Consider the following 14,824-nt stretch of genomic DNA (forward strand, 5'->3'; position numbering starts at 1 on the left):
GCTCAGCCCGGCAGCAGCCGCACCGCCCCGTTGCGCAGCCGGGTGCGTTCCGTGCTCATGAAGCGGTGCAGGGTCCGGGAGGCGAAAGCGGTCCGCCGGGCGCTGCGGCGGCGTTCGCGGTCGTAGGCGCGCAGGGCGCCGGTGACGCCCGCCGCGCCCGGGGGCGCGGCGGCGAGCGCGCGGGTCAGGGCGTCCGCGTCCAGGATCGCGGTGCAGGCGCCCTGGCCCAGGTTGGGCGTCATGGCGTGGGCCGCGTCGCCGACCAGGGCGACGGGGGCCGCCGAGGAGTCGGGCCCGGCGGCGGAGGGCCCGGCATCGACGAAGGAGGGCAGCGCCGGGTACAGGTGGCGCATCTCGTAGCGGATCCGGTCGGCCGGGTCGGTGGCGTCCAGGATGCGTGGGATCGGGTCGTGCCAGCCGGCGAAGAAGCCGCGCAGCTCCTCGGCGGTGGTGGCCCCAGGCACGGTGGCGTACCAGTTGGTGCGGCCCGGTTCGACCGGGGTCAGCCCGAAGAAGCGGCCGCTGCCCCAGGTCTCGCCGTGCACCGGGCTCTCGAAGTCGGCGATGCCGATCCAGGCGACGGTGCCGACCTCGCGCGGGCCGCTGCGGTCGCCGAAGCGGGCGGTGCGGACGGCGCTGCGGATGCCGTCGGCGCCGATCACCAGGTCCTGCCCGGCGGCGAGGGCGTCCACGTCGGTGACCCGCTCGCCGAGCTTGAGCGGTACGTCGCCGAACGCTTCGAGGCCCGCGAGCAGGGCGTCGAGCAGATACGGGCGGGAGATGAGGAGTTCGGGGCGGCCCGCCTTGCGTTCGATGCGCTCCAGCGGGAGGCGGGCGATCGACGTTCCGTCCGGGGTGCGGATGTGCGCGTCGCGGTAGGGGACGGCGTGGTCGCGCAGCGCGTCGCCGACGCCGAGCCGGTCGAGCGCGGACTGCGCGGTGGGGTGGATGCCGAAGGCCGCACCGTACCGCTCCAGTTCGGTGCGCCGCTCCAGCACGGTCACGCTCCAGCCCGCGCGGCGGAGTCCGATCGCGGTGGCCAGTCCGCCGATGCCCGCGCCGACCACGGTCGCCGTTCCTGTCATGTCGCACTCCCGAAGCTCGTCGGCCGGCGCTGAAGAACCACCACATCCGTGGTACCACAGCTGAGGTAGCATCGGCAAGGAAGGACAGCCGGGGCAGCTGCGGTACGGGAGTGAGGGAGCGCGCGTGAATCCGGACCGGCGGGACCGGCTGCGGGACGCGGCGATCGAGGTGCTGGCCCGGGACGGCGGGCGCGGGCTGACCCACCGGGCCGTGGACCAGGCCGCCGAGGTGCCGCCGGGCACCACCAAGAACTACTTCCCGACCCGTGACGCGGTGCTGCGCGCGGTGGCGGAGCGCTGCCTGGAGCAGTACCTCGCGCTCACCGGGCAACTGGCCGCCCGCCCGGGGCCGACGGACCGCGAGGGCCTGGTCGCCCTCTTCCGCTCGCTCCTGGAGAACGTCGCGGGGCCCGGCCGCGCCCGGCTGCTCGCGGTGCTGGAGCTCCAGGCCGAGGCGACCCGGCGGCCCTGGCTCTCCGGCATCCTCGACCCGATGGCCCGTGGCGACTTCGCGGGCTTCGAGCTGGCGCAGCGCGCCGCCGGGCTGCCCGTCACCCCGCAGCGGGCCGCCGTCGTCACCCTCGCCCTGCACGCGGCGGTCCCGCATCTGCTGACGAACGGCCCCGGCACCCTCGCGGCGGCGGGGCTGGACGACCCGGACCGCTTCGTGCGCGACCTCCTGGACGCGGTGTACCCACCGGACGCGACCGCCTGAGCACCCCGCTCCGCCCCGGGCCGCACCCTGACGGACCGGCACATTCCGACGTGCGGATCTGGCCAGAACCCGACGGCGTCTCATCAGGCGGTCATCACGCCTCTTCCCGCCCGCGACCGTACGGTGCCCGTCGCGCGCGAAACCTGTGACCACCCTGTGAATACCGGGCTCCACAACGCCCGGTAACACTGCGGCAATGATCGGTGAAACGTCCGCTTAACGAACATGACCTTTCCGGCAACGAACGAAAACCGGCCAAGTTATTGACGCGCTCCTGACAGACACGGTCATCTGCTGACACTCTTCACCCCGTTCTGCGCACCGCCTGCACCGTCCGGACGGCCCGTCCAGCGCCGCCGGTACCCCCCTCGCAGAAGGAGTCCGCGTGAGATCCACGCCCAGCCGTCGCGCCACCGCGACCGGCGCTCTGATAGCCGCAGCAGCCCTCATAGCCGTCGCCGTTCCGTCCGGCGCCGCGACCGCCACCTCCGCCCCGGCCTCGGCCCCGCTCGGCGGCATCACCGCCGGCACCAAGGCCGACCCGGGCGCCCTGCCCGCCAAGCTCTCGCCCGCCCAGCGCGCCGAGCTGCTCAGCGAGGCGAACGCCACCAAGGCGGCCACCGCCAAGGAACTCGGCCTCGGGTCCACCGAGAAGCTCGTGGTCCGAGATGTCGTCCAGGACCGCGACGGCACGACGCACACCCGCTACGAGCGCACCCTGGACGGCCTCCCCGTCCTCGGCGGCGACCTCGTGGTCAAGGAGTCCGCGGCCGGGAAGACCGAGGGCGTCAGCAAGGCGTCGAAGGCGACCAGCGCGCAGCTGAAGGCCGTCGGCCTCACCGCCGACGTGGCCCCGGCCGCGGCCGAGAAGCAGGCGCTCGGCGCGGCGAAGGCCGAGGGCTCGAAGGCCAAGGAGGCCAGCGAGGCCCCGCGCAAGGTGGTGTGGCTGGGCAGCGGCGCGCCGCAGCTCGCGTACGAGACCGTGGTCGGCGGGCTCCAGCACGACGGCACCCCGAACGAGCTGCACGTGCTCACGGACGCCACCTCGGGCGAGAAGCTCTACGAGTGGCAGGCCGTCCACAACGGCACCGGCAACACGCAGTACAACGGCCAGGTCACCCTGGGCACCGCGCCCTCGTACACCCTGACCGACACCACGCGCGGCAACCACAAGACGTACAACCTGAACCGGGGCAGCTCCGGCACCGGCACGCTGTTCTCCGGACCGGACGACATCTGGGGCGACGGCACTCCGCAGAACGCCGAGACGGCCGGCGCGGACGCCCACTACGGTGCGGCCGAGACGTGGGACTACTACAAAAACGTGCACGGCCGCTCCGGCATCCGCGGTGACGGCGTCGGCGCGTACTCCCGCGTCCACTACGGCAACAACTACGTCAACGCGTTCTGGCAGGACAGCTGCTTCTGCATGACGTACGGCGACGGCAGCGGCAACGTCAAGCCGCTGACCTCCCTGGACGTGGCCGCCCACGAGATGACGCACGGTCTGACCTCGGTCACGGCCAAGCTCGTCTACAGCGGCGAGTCCGGCGGTCTCAACGAGGCCACCTCCGACATCTTCGCCGCCGGTGTGGAGTTCTACTCCAACACCACCCAGGACCCGGGCGACTACCTGGTCGGCGAGAAGATCGACATCAACGGCAACGGCACGCCGCTGCGCTACATGGACAAGCCCTCCAAGGACGGTTCGTCCAAGGACTACTGGTACTCGGGCATCGGCAACGTCGACGTCCACTACTCCTCGGGCCCGGCGAACCACTGGTTCTACCTGCTCTCCGAGGGCAGCGGCGCCAAGACCGTCAACGGCGTCAACTACGACTCGCCGACCTCCGACGGCCTCCCGGTGACCGGCATCGGCCGGGACAAGGCGCTGCAGATCTGGTTCAAGGCGCTCACCACGAAGTTCACCTCGACGACCAACTACGCCGCCGCTCGCACCGGCACGCTCGCGGTCGCCAGTGAGCTGTACGGGGCCACCAGCCCCGAGTACGCGGCCGTGGCGCACGCCTGGGCCGGCATCAACGTGGGTGCCCGCCCCGGCGGCGGCGACCCCGACCCGGGCGGCAAGGTGTTCGAGAACACCACCGCCGTGAACATCCCGGACGCCGGTGCGGCCGTCACCAGCTCGGTCACCGTCTCCGGTGTCACCGGCAACGCGCCGAGCGCCCTCAAGGTGGACGTGAACATCACGCACACCTGGCGCGGTGACCTGGTCATCGACCTGGTGGCGCCGGACGGCACCGCCTACCGGCTGAAGAACTCCTCCTCCGGCGACTCCGCGGACAACGTGGTGGCGACCTACACGGTCAACGCCTCGTCCGAGGTGGCCAACGGGGTCTGGAAGCTGAAGGTCCAGGACGTCGCCCGGCAGGACACCGGACGGATCAACAGCTTCAAGCTCACCTTCTGATCCACCGGATCCGACCGATCCACCCGCTGTGACCGAACGGCCCGGAAGAGGTCTCCCTCTTCCGGGCCGTTCGTCATGGTGCGAAAGGCCGCGTCAGGCCGGGTTGTTCGCGTGGGTCAGGGTCTCCCAGGCGACGAAGAGGTTGTTCGATCCGGCGGGCCGCTGCCGTTCGGTCAGCGTCTGGGTGTTGGTCATCGCGTAGCCGAGGCGGTTGGCGAGCGCGTTGAAGCCAACCTCGGTGACCGGGCCCAGATTGTCCTTGAGGGAGCCGCCGCACAGCGAGGACGGCACGGGCGTGCCCAGCTGGTGCTTGGCGTGCAGCCCCATCGCGTGCCGCAGCCGGTCGGCGACCTCCGGGTAGAGGTCCTGGCCCTGGATGCGGCTGGTCTCGGCGATGTGGGAGATGGCGGAGATGCCGTAGCCGGTGTGGGTCAGGTCGCGGCAGGTCTCCTGGGAGAGCCCGTCCATGAAGGTGGACTGGCCCTGCCAGTAGTTGATGACTTTGGCCCGGGTATCGAGCCCGCTGCCCGGGGCGACCTTGGGCAGCGAGCCGTCGGCGGTCACATAGATGTACGCCGGGACACGTCCGCGGAATTTCGCCACCGCCCTGTCATAGGCGGCGCGGTCCTCCAGGAAGACCGCGATCCCGATCGCCGCCTCGGTCATGGACAGCTCCCAGTTGCCGTTGGAGTGGGAGCCGTTGGTCACCTTCGGCAGATAGACGTTGCGGAGCATCGTGCCGAAGCGGCCGGAGTTGGGCCAGCTGCTGTAGGTGTACTTGATGATCTCGGCGGCCCGCGGCCAGGAGGAGCCGGCCCAGCCGGTCTGGAGCGGGGCGTTGCTGTTGGTGTGGTCCTTGATCACGGCGGACCAGGCGTCCATGATCTCGATGGCCTTCCGCGCGTACCGGCTGTCCTGGGTGAGGTACCAGGCCAGCGAGAGCGTGTACGCGGCGATGGCGTCCTCGCGCTCGTCCGTGCAGCCGATGTTGGGGTTGGAGTACGAGCCGCACTCGACGATCGCGCGAGGTTTGGCGGTACGGGTCAGCGAGGCGTACTTGCTGCCCATCATCTGGTCGTAGGCGCTCTTCCAGGGCTGCGCGCCCGCCTGCACCCGGCCCCGGACGAAGTCCAGTTGCGGGCGGCTGACGAGTACGCCGGGGTGGGTGAAGTTCGCCGGGGCGGCGGCCGTGACGGGGGCCGCGGCGGGAGCCTTCGCCGGGGCCGGGGATCTCTCCGCGAGGGCCGGTGCGGCGAGGACCGTGGTGAGCAGCGCGGCCAGGGCGGCGGCGGTGCCGAGAACGCGGGGGATGGTGCCGGTGCGCATGTGGGGGTGCCTTCCGGTGCGGTGGCGGTTCGACGGCCCGACCCGACAGGAGCGGTGATGGATACTCACGGGTGTTCATGGGTGTGAACTGTGGGCCGCATGATGAACCCTGCGATGAGTCAGGAACGTAAAGCCATTCCATGGACACGTCAAGGTTCTGCGTTCACTGCACGAAGGAACCGGCCGCACACGCGCAGGGGCCCGGCACCGCACGGGTGCCGGGCCCCTCGGGTCCGCCGGGGCGCGCGCTCAGCGCAGCAGCACGCCCGCGCCCTCCCCCGTCGCCTCGGTCGGCAGCGCGACCAGGCCCAGTTCGGCGCTGGTGGCCAGCAGCGGATGGGCGGGCAGTACCCGCACGGTGTAGCCGTACGGTCCCGTCCGGTCCAGGGCGAGCGGCCCCTCGTACAGCCAGCGGTCCTCCAGGTCCTGACCGCCCGCCGGCTTCAGCGGGAAGGTCTGGGCGTCCGCGATGGCGTCGCCGGAGTCGACCCGGCCCGCGACCACCTGGACCTCCACGTCGTCCGGGTCCAGACCGCCGAGCGCGATCCGCACCCGCAGCGCCAGCGTGGCGCCGAGCTCCGCCGAGCCGCCCGCCGCGGTGTCGGTGACCGACTCCACATGGTCGACGGCGACATCCGGCCAGGCCGCCCGGACCTTGGCCTTCCACCGGGCGAGATCCCGCGCGGCCTCGGGCTCCAGGGCCCGGCGGGCCCGTGCGGCGGGGGCGTACAGGCGCTCCGTGTACTCGCGCACCATCCGCCCCGCGAGCACCCGCGGACCGAGGTTGACCAGCGTGGAGCGGACCATCTCGATCCAGCGGTCCGGCAGCCCCTGCGCGCCCCGGTCGTAGAAGCGCGGGGCGACCCGGTCCTCGATCAGGGCGTACAGGGCGTTCGACTCCAGCTCGTCGCGGCGGTCCTCGTCGACCGCCGAGCCGTCGGCGGTGGGGATCTCCCAGCCGAAGTCCGGGTCGAACCACTCGTCCCACCAGCCGTCGCGCACGGACAGGTTGAGGCAGCCGTTCAGCGCCGCCTTCATCCCGCTCGTGCCGCACGCCTCCAGCGGGCGCAGCGGGTTGTTGAGCCAGACGTCGCAGCCCGGGTAGAGCTTCTGCGCCATGCCCATGCCGTAGTCCGGGAGGAAGACGATGCGGTGGCGCACCCGCGGGTCGTCGGCGAACCGGACCAGCTCCTGCACCAGCCGCTTGCCGCCGTCGTCGGCCGGGTGGGCCTTGCCCGCGACGACGATCTGGATCGGATGCGTCGGGTGGAGCAGCAGCTCCCGCAGCCGGTCGCGGTCGCGCAGCATCAGCGTGAGCCGCTTGTACGACGGGACCCGCCGGGCGAAGCCGATGGTCAGGACGTCCGGGTCGAGGACGCCGTCGATCCAGCCCAGCTCGGCGGTGCCCGCGCCGCGCCGCCGCCAGGAGGCGTAGAGCCGGCGGCGGACCTCGGTGACCAGCTGACCGCGCAGATCCCGGCGCAGGTCCCAGATCTCCTGGTCGCCGATGCCGGTCACCGCGTCCCAGCGGCGCGGGGTACCGGCCTGTGCGGAGGTCTCGTCGGCCACCGGGCCGCCCGCCAGCACCTGGTGGGCGCGGTCCTCGCCGACCTGACCCGCGCCGAGCCGGAACACCTCGGGGGCGACCCAGGTCGGTGCGTGGACGCCGTTGGTGACCGAGGTGATCGGCACCTCGGCGGGGTCGAAGCCCGGCCAGAGCCCGGAGAACATCTCCCGGCTGACGGCCCCGTGCAGGGTGGAGACGCCGTTGGCGCGCTGGGCGAGCCTGAGGCCCATCACCGCCATGTTGAACAGCTCCGGCTCGCCGCCCGGGTAGGTCTCGGTGCCGAGCCGCAGGATCTTCTCGACGGGTACGCCGGACAGCTCGCCGTCGTCGCCGAAGTGGCGGGCGATCAGCTGCCGGTCGAAACGGTCTATCCCGGCGGGCACCGGGGTGTGGGTGGTGAAGACGGTTCCGGCCCGGACCACTTCGAGGGCGGCGTCGAAGTCGAGCCCGGCGGGGATGAGTTCGCGGATGCGTTCCAGGCCGAGGAAGCCGGCGTGGCCTTCGTTGGTGTGGAACACCTCCGGCTCCGGGGTGCCGGTCAGCCGGCACCAGGTGCGCACCGCGCGCACCCCGCCGATGCCGAGCAGCATCTCCTGGAGGAGGCGGTGGTCGCTGCCGCCGCCGTACAGCCGGTCGGTGACGTCGCGTTCGCCCGGCGCGTTCTCCTCGACGTCGGAGTCGAGCAGGAGCAGCGGTACGCGGCCGACCCGGGCCAGCCAGACGCACGCGTGCAGCGAGCGTCCGCCGGGCAGGGCGAGCACCACCCGGGCGGGGGTGCCGTCGGCCTCGCGGACCAGGTCGAGCGGGAGTTCGTTGGGGTCGAGGACGGGATAGTGCTCCTGCTGCCAGCCGTCGCGCGAGAGGGTCTGGCGGAAGTAGCCGTGCCGGTAGAGCAGCCCGACGCCGATGAGCGGGACGCCGAGGTCGCTGGCGGCCTTGAGGTGGTCGCCGGCCAGGATGCCGAGGCCGCCGCTGTACTGGGGCAGCGCCGCGGTGACGCCGAATTCGGGTGAGAAGTAGGCGACGGCGGAGGGGAGTTCGGCTCCGGCGGCCCGCTGCTCCTGGTACCAGCGGGGGCCCTGGAGATACTCGGCCAGGTCGGCGGAGGCCGCGGCGAGGCGGCCGAGGTACGCCTCGTCCCCGGCCAGTTCGGTGAGCCGCCCGGCGGACAGCGAGCCGAGCAGGCGTACGGGGTCGGCGTCCGCGGGCCGCCAGCCCTCGGGGTCGGCGGCCCGGAAGAGCTCACGGGTCTCGGTGTGCCACGACCAGCGCAGGTTGCGCGCGAGGTCGTGGAGGGGTCGGAGGGGTTCGGGGAGGACAGGACGCACGGTGAATCGACGAATGGCCTTCACGTATTCCACCTTTACAGGGGACTTGCGCATCCGAGCGGACGCACCACGGTGTGCGTCCCTTCCGTCACCCCTGACGGTAGCGGCCGTCCGTGGCGGGCTGCCACGGCGCGCGGACGGCGCTCTGAGTCCGGGAGAGATCGCCGCGCGCCGCCCCGCGGAAGCTCCGCGGTCGCTTCACAGGCGCCCCACCCGCCTCGCCGGTGATCCTCCGTCACTCCGCTCACCTGGGGGTTTGGCCGATTTCACCCCCGTACGCAGCCTTGTGGACCTCTCTGCCACAGGGAAGGCTGCCGTGTGGCGCCGCAGAACGGGTATCCGGAACCTGTGGGGGCGCCTCGGGTTCCTGCGCCCACCAGGGCGTGCGCGCCGCGCGCGGCGGTTCCCGAGCGGTTGGCTACGACCGAGTAGTTAACACAGCGCCGGATTTCCCACCCGCGGACGCGGGGAAGGCTTCCCCGGTACGCGGCACGACCCGGCCCGCACACGTTCTCCGTGCATTCCGAAACATGCACGAAACCCCCGCGACCCACCCATTCGAGTGCCATTCGAGTGAACGCGGACAGGAGCGGCCATGCCCACAGCCCGTCAGCAGACAGCTGAGCAGCTACAAAGGACAGATCCCCGTCTTCACGGCACACGCGGTCGGTCCTCCGCGCCCGTGCCGTCCCCCGTGCACGCCGAGCTCCTCCAGCCCTCAGGTGATTCCATGATCGGTCGTATTCCCGTCCTGGACGTCCGTCCTCTCGTCGACTGCGGCAGACGGGCGGCGAAGGCCGTCGCCGGTGAGACCTTCCAGGTCACCGCCACCGTCTTCCGCGAAGGCCATGACGCGGTGGCCGCCAATGTCGTGCTGCGCGATCCGAGCGGACGGGTCGGACCGTGGACCCCGATGCGCGAGCTGGCACAGGGCACGGACCGGTGGGGCGCGGAGGTAACTCCGTCCTCCGAGGGCCGCTGGACGTACACGGTGGAGGCCTGGAGCGATCCGGTCACCACCTGGCGGCACCATGCCGCGATCAAGATCCCGGCGGGCATCGACACGGACCTGGTGCTGGCCGAAGGCGCGGCGCTGCTGGAGCGGGCCGCCGCCGGCGTGCCGAAGAAGCACGGCCGCGAGGCGGTGCTCGCCGCGGTGGACGCGCTGCGCGACGCCGCCCACCCGCCGGCCGCCCGGCTGGCCGCCGCCCTGACCCCGGCCGCCGACGCGGTCCTCGCCCGCTATCCACTGCGTGAACTGGTCACCCGCTCCAAGCCGCTGGCGGTGCGGGTGGAGCGCGAGCGGGCGCTGTTCGGGTCGTGGTACGAGCTGTTTCCGCGCTCCGAGGGGGCGCGGGAGGTACCGGTGGACCCGGCGGACACCTCGCCGGACGCGGAGACCCGGCTGGTCAGCGGCACCTTCCGGACGGCCGCCGAGCGGCTGCCCGCGGTCGCCGCCATGGGGTTCGACGTCGTGTACCTGCCGCCGATCCACCCGATCGGGACGACCCACCGCAAGGGCCCGAACAACAGCCTGACGCCCGGGGAGCACGATCCGGGCGTGCCGTGGGCGATCGGTTCGGCCGACGGCGGGCACGACGCGGTCCATCCGGAGCTGGGCACGCTGGAGGACTTCGACCACTTCGTGTCGGTGGCCCGCAATCTGCGGATGGAGGTCGCGCTCGACTTCGCGCTCCAGTGCTCGCCGGACCACCCGTGGGTCAAGGAGCACCCGGACTGGTTCCACCACCGCCCCGACGGTTCGATCGCGTACGCCGAGAATCCGCCGAAGAAGTACCAGGACATCTATCCGATCGCCTTCGACAAGGACATGCGCGGTCTGGTGGCGGAGACCGTACGGATCCTGCGCTTCTGGATGGACCACGGAGTGCGTATCTTCCGGGTCGACAATCCGCACACCAAGCCGGTGGTGTTCTGGGAGAAGGTCATCGCTGAGATCAACGGAGCCGATCCGGACGTGGTCTTCCTGGCGGAGGCGTTCACCCGCCCGGCGATGATGCACACGCTCGGCGCGATCGGCTTCCAGCAGTCCTACACCTACTTCACCTGGCGCAACACCAAGCAGGAGCTCACCGAGTACGTCACGGAGCTGTCCGGCGAGGCCGCCTCGTACATGCGGCCCAACTTCTTCGTGAACACCCCCGACATCCTTCCCGGTTACCTCCAGGAAGGCGGCCGTCCGGCCTTCGAGGCACGGGCGGTCCTGGCCGCGACGCTCGCCCCGTCCTGGGGCGTGTACGCGGGTTTCGAGCTGTGCGAGAACACTCCGGCCAAGCCGGGGAGCGAGGAGTACCTGCACTCGGAGAAGTACGAACTGCGCCCGAGGGACTGGGAGTCGGCGGAACGCGAGGGCCGCACGCTGACGCCCCTGATCACCTCGCTGAACCGGATCCGCCGGCGTAACCCCGCTCTGCGGCAGTTGCGCGACGTCCACTTCCACCACACCGACAACGAAGCGCTGATCGCCTACAGCAAGCGCTCCGGAACGAACACCGTTCTGGTGGTCGTGAACCTCGACCCGCACCACACCCAGGAGGCCACGGTCTCGTTGGACATGGAGCGGCTCGGCCTCCCATGGCACGAGCGCGTACCGGTGCGCGACGAGCTCACCGGCGATACCTACCACTGGGGCAGGGCCTTCTATGTGCGCCTAGAGCCGGGCATCACGCCCGCGCACATCGCCGTCCTGCGACCGTCCCCGCCGACCGGAGGGTCACCCACACCATGATCGTCAATGAGCCTGTCCACGACACGTTCGAGGACACTCCCGCCAAGGACCGCGATCCCGACTGGTTCAAGCGCGCCGTCTTCTACGAGGTGCTCGTCCGGTCCTTCCAGGACTCCAACGGCGACGGAATCGGCGACCTCAAGGGCATCACCGCCAAGCTGGACTATCTCCAGTGGCTCGGCGTCGACTGCCTCTGGCTGCCGCCGTTCTTCAAGTCGCCGCTGCGCGACGGGGGCTACGACGTCTCCGACTACACCGCCGTCCTGCCGGAGTTCGGCGATCTCGCCGACTTCGTGGAGTTCGTGGACGCCTCGCACCAGCGGGGCATGCGCGTCATCATCGACTTCGTCATGAACCACACGAGCGATCAGCACGAGTGGTTCCAGCAGTCCCGCACCGACCCGGACGGGCCGTACGGCGACTACTACGTCTGGGCGAACGACGACAAGCAGTTCCAGGACGCCCGGATCATCTTCGTCGACACCGAGACGTCCAACTGGACCTTCGACCCGGTGCGCAAGCAGTACTACTGGCACCGCTTCTTCTCGCACCAGCCGGACCTCAACTACGAGAACCCGGCGGTGCAGGAGGAGATCCTCGCGGCCCTGCGGTTCTGGCTGGACCTGGGCATCGACGGCTTCCGGGTCGACGCGGTGCCCTACCTCTACCAGCGCGAGGGCACCAACTGCGAGAACCTCCCCGAGACCCACCACTTCCTCAAGCGGGTCCGCAAGGAGATCGACGCCAACTACCCGGACACCGTGCTGCTCGCCGAGGCCAACCAGTGGCCGGAGGACGTCGTCGACTACTTCGGCGACTACGAGCAGGGCGGCGACGAATGCCATATGGCGTTCCACTTCCCCGTCATGCCGCGGATCTTCATGGCGGTGCGCCGCGAGAGCCGCTACCCGGTCTCCGAGATCCTGGCCAAGACCCCGGCGATCCCGAAGAACTGCCAGTGGGGCATCTTCCTGCGCAACCACGACGAGCTCACCCTCGAAATGGTCACGGACGAAGAGCGCGACTACATGTACGCGGAGTACGCCAAGGACCCGCGGATGCGCGCCAACATCGGCATCCGCCGGCGGCTCGCCCCGCTGCTGGACAACGACCGCAACCAGATCGAGCTGTTCACCGCGCTGCTGCTGTCGCTGCCCGGCTCCCCGATCCTCTACTACGGGGACGAGATCGGGATGGGCGACAACATCTGGCTGGGCGACCGGGACGCGGTGCGCACCCCGATGCAGTGGACGCCCGACCGCAACGCCGGCTTCTCCTCCAGCGATCCGGGGCGGCTCTACCTCCCCACGATCATGGACCCGGTCTACGGCTACCAGGTCACCAACGTGGAGGCGTCGATGGCCTCGCCGTCCTCGCTGCTGCACTGGACCCGCCGGATGATCGAGATCCGTAAGCAGAATCCGGCCTTCGGTCTCGGCGAGTACACCGAACTCCCGTCCTCCAACCCGGCGGTGCTGGCGTTCACCCGCGAGTACAAGGACGACCTCGTCCTGTGCGTGCACAACTTCTCGCGGTTCGCCCAGCCCACCGAGCTCGACCTGCGATCGTTCAACGGACGTCATCCGGTGGAATTGATCGGCGGGGTACGCTTCCCGGCCATCGGCCAGTGGCCCTATCTGCTGACCCTCGCGGGACACGGCTTCTACTGGTTCCGGCTGCGCAAGGACGCGCCGCCGGCCTGATGCCCCACCCGCCCGGTGCGGGACGGTTTCCGCCGTCCCGCACCGGGCACCCTGACCCCAACGCAAGGCCGCGGGCCTCTCCTGGATCCGCCGCCCCGGCCTTCACGGTTCCGCCGTTCGAGTCCGTAAGCACCTTCCTCTCCCGACACGTCCCACACAGCCGGACAGCCATTGCCGCAATCCGGGACACTCTTCGCATCCTGTGTGCCCGGGGAAAGGACGCGATGCCATGTCGGAGGCTGCATCCACTCACGTCGCCCTGGCGAAGAGCACGAGGAACAGCGCAACGCTCAGCAGTACACAGGACGGGGCCCTGCTCCCGTCCCTCGCTCCGCTGCTCCACGCATGGCTGCCCCGGCAGCGGTGGTTCGCCGGCAAGGGCCGGCCGGTCACCGGCTTCTCCCTGGTCTCGGCCACCGAGATGCTGCCGCTGGACGGCACGGCGGGCCCGGGGCTCCTGCATCTGCTGCTGCGGGTCGAGCAGTCCTCCCAGCAGGTGCGCCCGGCCGAGGACTGCTACCAACTGCTCCTGGGCGCAAGAACGTCACTGCCGCCGCTGCTCTCGGGCGCCCTGATCGGCCGGGTGGAGCGGGGCCCGCTCGCCGGCCGGACCGTCTACGACGCCCTGCACGATCCGCGGCTGGCCGATCTGCTGCTGGAGCGCTTCCGCCGCCCCGGGCACCTCGGCTCGCTGCGCTTCGAGCGGACCGCCGCGATCCCGGCCGGTCTCGCGCCCCGGGTGCTGGACGCCGAGCAGTCCAACTCCTCGCTCGTCTACGGGGACGCGTTCATCCTCAAGATCTTCCGGCGCGTCTTCCCGGGCACCAACCCCGACCTGGAGCTGCCCCTCGCGCTCACCGGCGAGGGGTGCGAGCGGGTGCCGGCCCCGATCGCCTGGTTCGAGGCCCCCGGCCCCGAACCGCTCACCCTCGGCGTCCTCCAGCCCTTCCTGCACGGAGCGCGCGACGGCTGGCAGCTCGCGCTGGCCGCGCTCGCCGCGGGCCGCGACTTCCTCACCGAGGCGCGGGCGCTGGGCCGGGCCACCGCCGAGGTGCACATCGCGCTCGCCGCCGCGCTGCCGACCCCGGCGCTGCGCGGCACCCAGACCCGGCAGCTCGTCGCGCAGATGACCCAGCGGCTGGAGGCCGCCGCCCAGGCGGTCCCGGCGCTCGTGCCGTACGTCCCGGGGCTGCGCGCCGCGTTCGACGCGGTGACGGACCTCGGGCACCGGGGCAGCGGCTGGGCCCAGCAGCGGGTGCACGGCGATCTCCACCTCGGGCAGACCCTGCGCTCCGCCGACGGGTTCTGGTCGCTGATCGACTTCGAGGGCGAGCCGGCCCGCCCGCTGCCCGAGCGCCGCAGGCCCGCGCCTCCGGTGCGCGATGTCGCGGGCATGCTGCGGTCCTTCGACTACGCGGCCCGCTCGCACCGCCCGTGGAACCCGGAGTGGGCGGCCCGCTGCCGTGCCGCCTACTGCGAGGGCTACGCGCAGGGGTCGGGCAGCGATCCGCGCGGCGAACCGGAGCTGCTGCGCGCCCACGAGACCGACAAGGCCGTTTACGAGGTGCTGTACGAGGCCCGGCACCGCCCCGACTGGCTGCCGGTTCCGATGGCGGCCATCCAACGGCTGGCCCAGTCCGCCGCGGCCTGAGCCGCGCCCCTCACGTACCTCCCGCCCGCCCCTCCACCCGTGCTTCTCCCCTTCACCCTCCGAGGAGGCAGTCCCTGTGACCGCCCGCAAGCCGTCCCGCAAGGCATCCCGCAAGACCGCCGAAGTGCCTGCCGAAGTGCCCGTCGAGGCCGCCGCCGAGGCCGCCGCCGAGATCGCCGCTGCCGAGACCTCCGTCGACGCGGCGCCCACCCCCGCACCGGCTCCCGCCGCCACCGCCACCAAGGCCGCGCCCGCCAAGCGCGCCAGGC

At 71.4% G+C, this 14,824-nt stretch carries 9 protein-coding genes; 6 read left to right on the top strand and 3 right to left on the bottom strand.

Annotation, left to right across the window (positions count from 1 at the left end; translation table 11 throughout):
• Window positions 1-2: 2 nt before the first annotated feature.
• Complete coding sequence (locus tag G3I54_RS30345) at window positions 3-1,085, bottom strand: NAD(P)/FAD-dependent oxidoreductase (RefSeq protein WP_164619213.1); 1,083 nt, start codon at window positions 1,083-1,085, stop codon at window positions 3-5.
• 124 nt (window positions 1,086-1,209) lie between these two features.
• Here G3I54_RS30345 and G3I54_RS30350 point away from each other — a divergent pair, with 124 nt between their 5' ends.
• Window positions 1,210-1,800: a TetR family transcriptional regulator gene (locus G3I54_RS30350; protein ID WP_164619215.1), complete on the top strand. Its 591-nt coding sequence runs from the start codon at window positions 1,210-1,212 to the stop codon at window positions 1,798-1,800.
• Window positions 1,801-2,185: 385 nt separating this feature from the next.
• The gene (locus G3I54_RS30355; protein WP_164619217.1) at window positions 2,186-4,231 is read left to right on the top strand and encodes a M4 family metallopeptidase; all 2,046 of its coding nucleotides are present in this window, start codon (window positions 2,186-2,188) and stop codon (window positions 4,229-4,231) included.
• A gap of 93 nt (window positions 4,232-4,324) precedes the next feature.
• Here G3I54_RS30355 and G3I54_RS30360 read toward each other — a convergent pair whose 3' ends face one another.
• Window positions 4,325-5,557: an alginate lyase family protein gene (locus tag G3I54_RS30360; RefSeq protein WP_164619219.1), complete on the bottom strand. Its 1,233-nt coding sequence runs from the start codon at window positions 5,555-5,557 to the stop codon at window positions 4,325-4,327.
• Window positions 5,558-5,806: 249 nt separating this feature from the next.
• Window positions 5,807-8,476 carry an alpha-glucan family phosphorylase gene (gene glgP, locus G3I54_RS30365; protein ID WP_164619221.1) on the bottom strand — a complete coding sequence of 890 codons (2,670 nt, stop codon included), beginning with the start codon at window positions 8,474-8,476 and terminating at the stop codon, window positions 5,807-5,809.
• 706 nt (window positions 8,477-9,182) lie between these two features.
• Here glgP and G3I54_RS30370 point away from each other — a divergent pair.
• The 4 genes from G3I54_RS30370 to G3I54_RS30385 all read left to right on the top strand — a co-directional run.
• Window positions 9,183-11,201 (top strand): alpha-1,4-glucan--maltose-1-phosphate maltosyltransferase, encoded by a 2,019-nt coding sequence (locus G3I54_RS30370; protein WP_164619223.1) that lies wholly within the window; start codon window positions 9,183-9,185, stop codon window positions 11,199-11,201.
• Window positions 11,198-12,904 (top strand): maltose alpha-D-glucosyltransferase, encoded by a 1,707-nt coding sequence (gene treS / locus G3I54_RS30375; RefSeq protein WP_164619225.1) that lies wholly within the window; start codon window positions 11,198-11,200, stop codon window positions 12,902-12,904. The genes G3I54_RS30370 and treS overlap by 4 nt, the downstream gene beginning before the upstream one ends.
• A 229-nt stretch (window positions 12,905-13,133) precedes the next feature.
• A complete protein-coding gene (locus G3I54_RS30380; RefSeq protein ID WP_164619227.1) occupies window positions 13,134-14,555 on the top strand; it encodes a phosphotransferase in 1,422 nt (473 codons plus the stop codon).
• Window positions 14,556-14,631: 76 nt separating this feature from the next.
• Window positions 14,632-14,824: hypothetical protein (locus G3I54_RS30385; RefSeq protein WP_203687391.1), on the top strand; the 193-nt coding region annotated here is incomplete at its 3' end.

Source organism: Streptomyces sp. SID14515 (genome assembly GCF_010548505.1).
In the GTDB taxonomy this organism is placed as follows: domain Bacteria; phylum Actinomycetota; class Actinomycetes; order Streptomycetales; family Streptomycetaceae; genus Streptomyces; species Streptomyces caviscabies.

Bases quoted from the DNA above. Each gene is read 5' to 3' on its own strand.
- G3I54_RS30360 (WP_164619219.1), bottom strand. From the start codon at position 5,557: ATGCGCACCGGCACCATCCCCCGCGTTCTCGGCACCGCCGCCGCCCTG.
- G3I54_RS30380 (WP_164619227.1), top strand. From the start codon at position 13,134: ATGTCGGAGGCTGCATCCACTCACGTCGCCCTGGCGAAGAGCACGAGG.
- G3I54_RS30370 (WP_164619223.1), top strand. From the start codon at position 9,183: ATGATCGGTCGTATTCCCGTCCTGGACGTCCGTCCTCTCGTCGACTGC.
- treS (WP_164619225.1), top strand. From the start codon at position 11,198: ATGATCGTCAATGAGCCTGTCCACGACACGTTCGAGGACACTCCCGCC.
- G3I54_RS30345 (WP_164619213.1), bottom strand. From the start codon at position 1,085: ATGACAGGAACGGCGACCGTGGTCGGCGCGGGCATCGGCGGACTGGCC.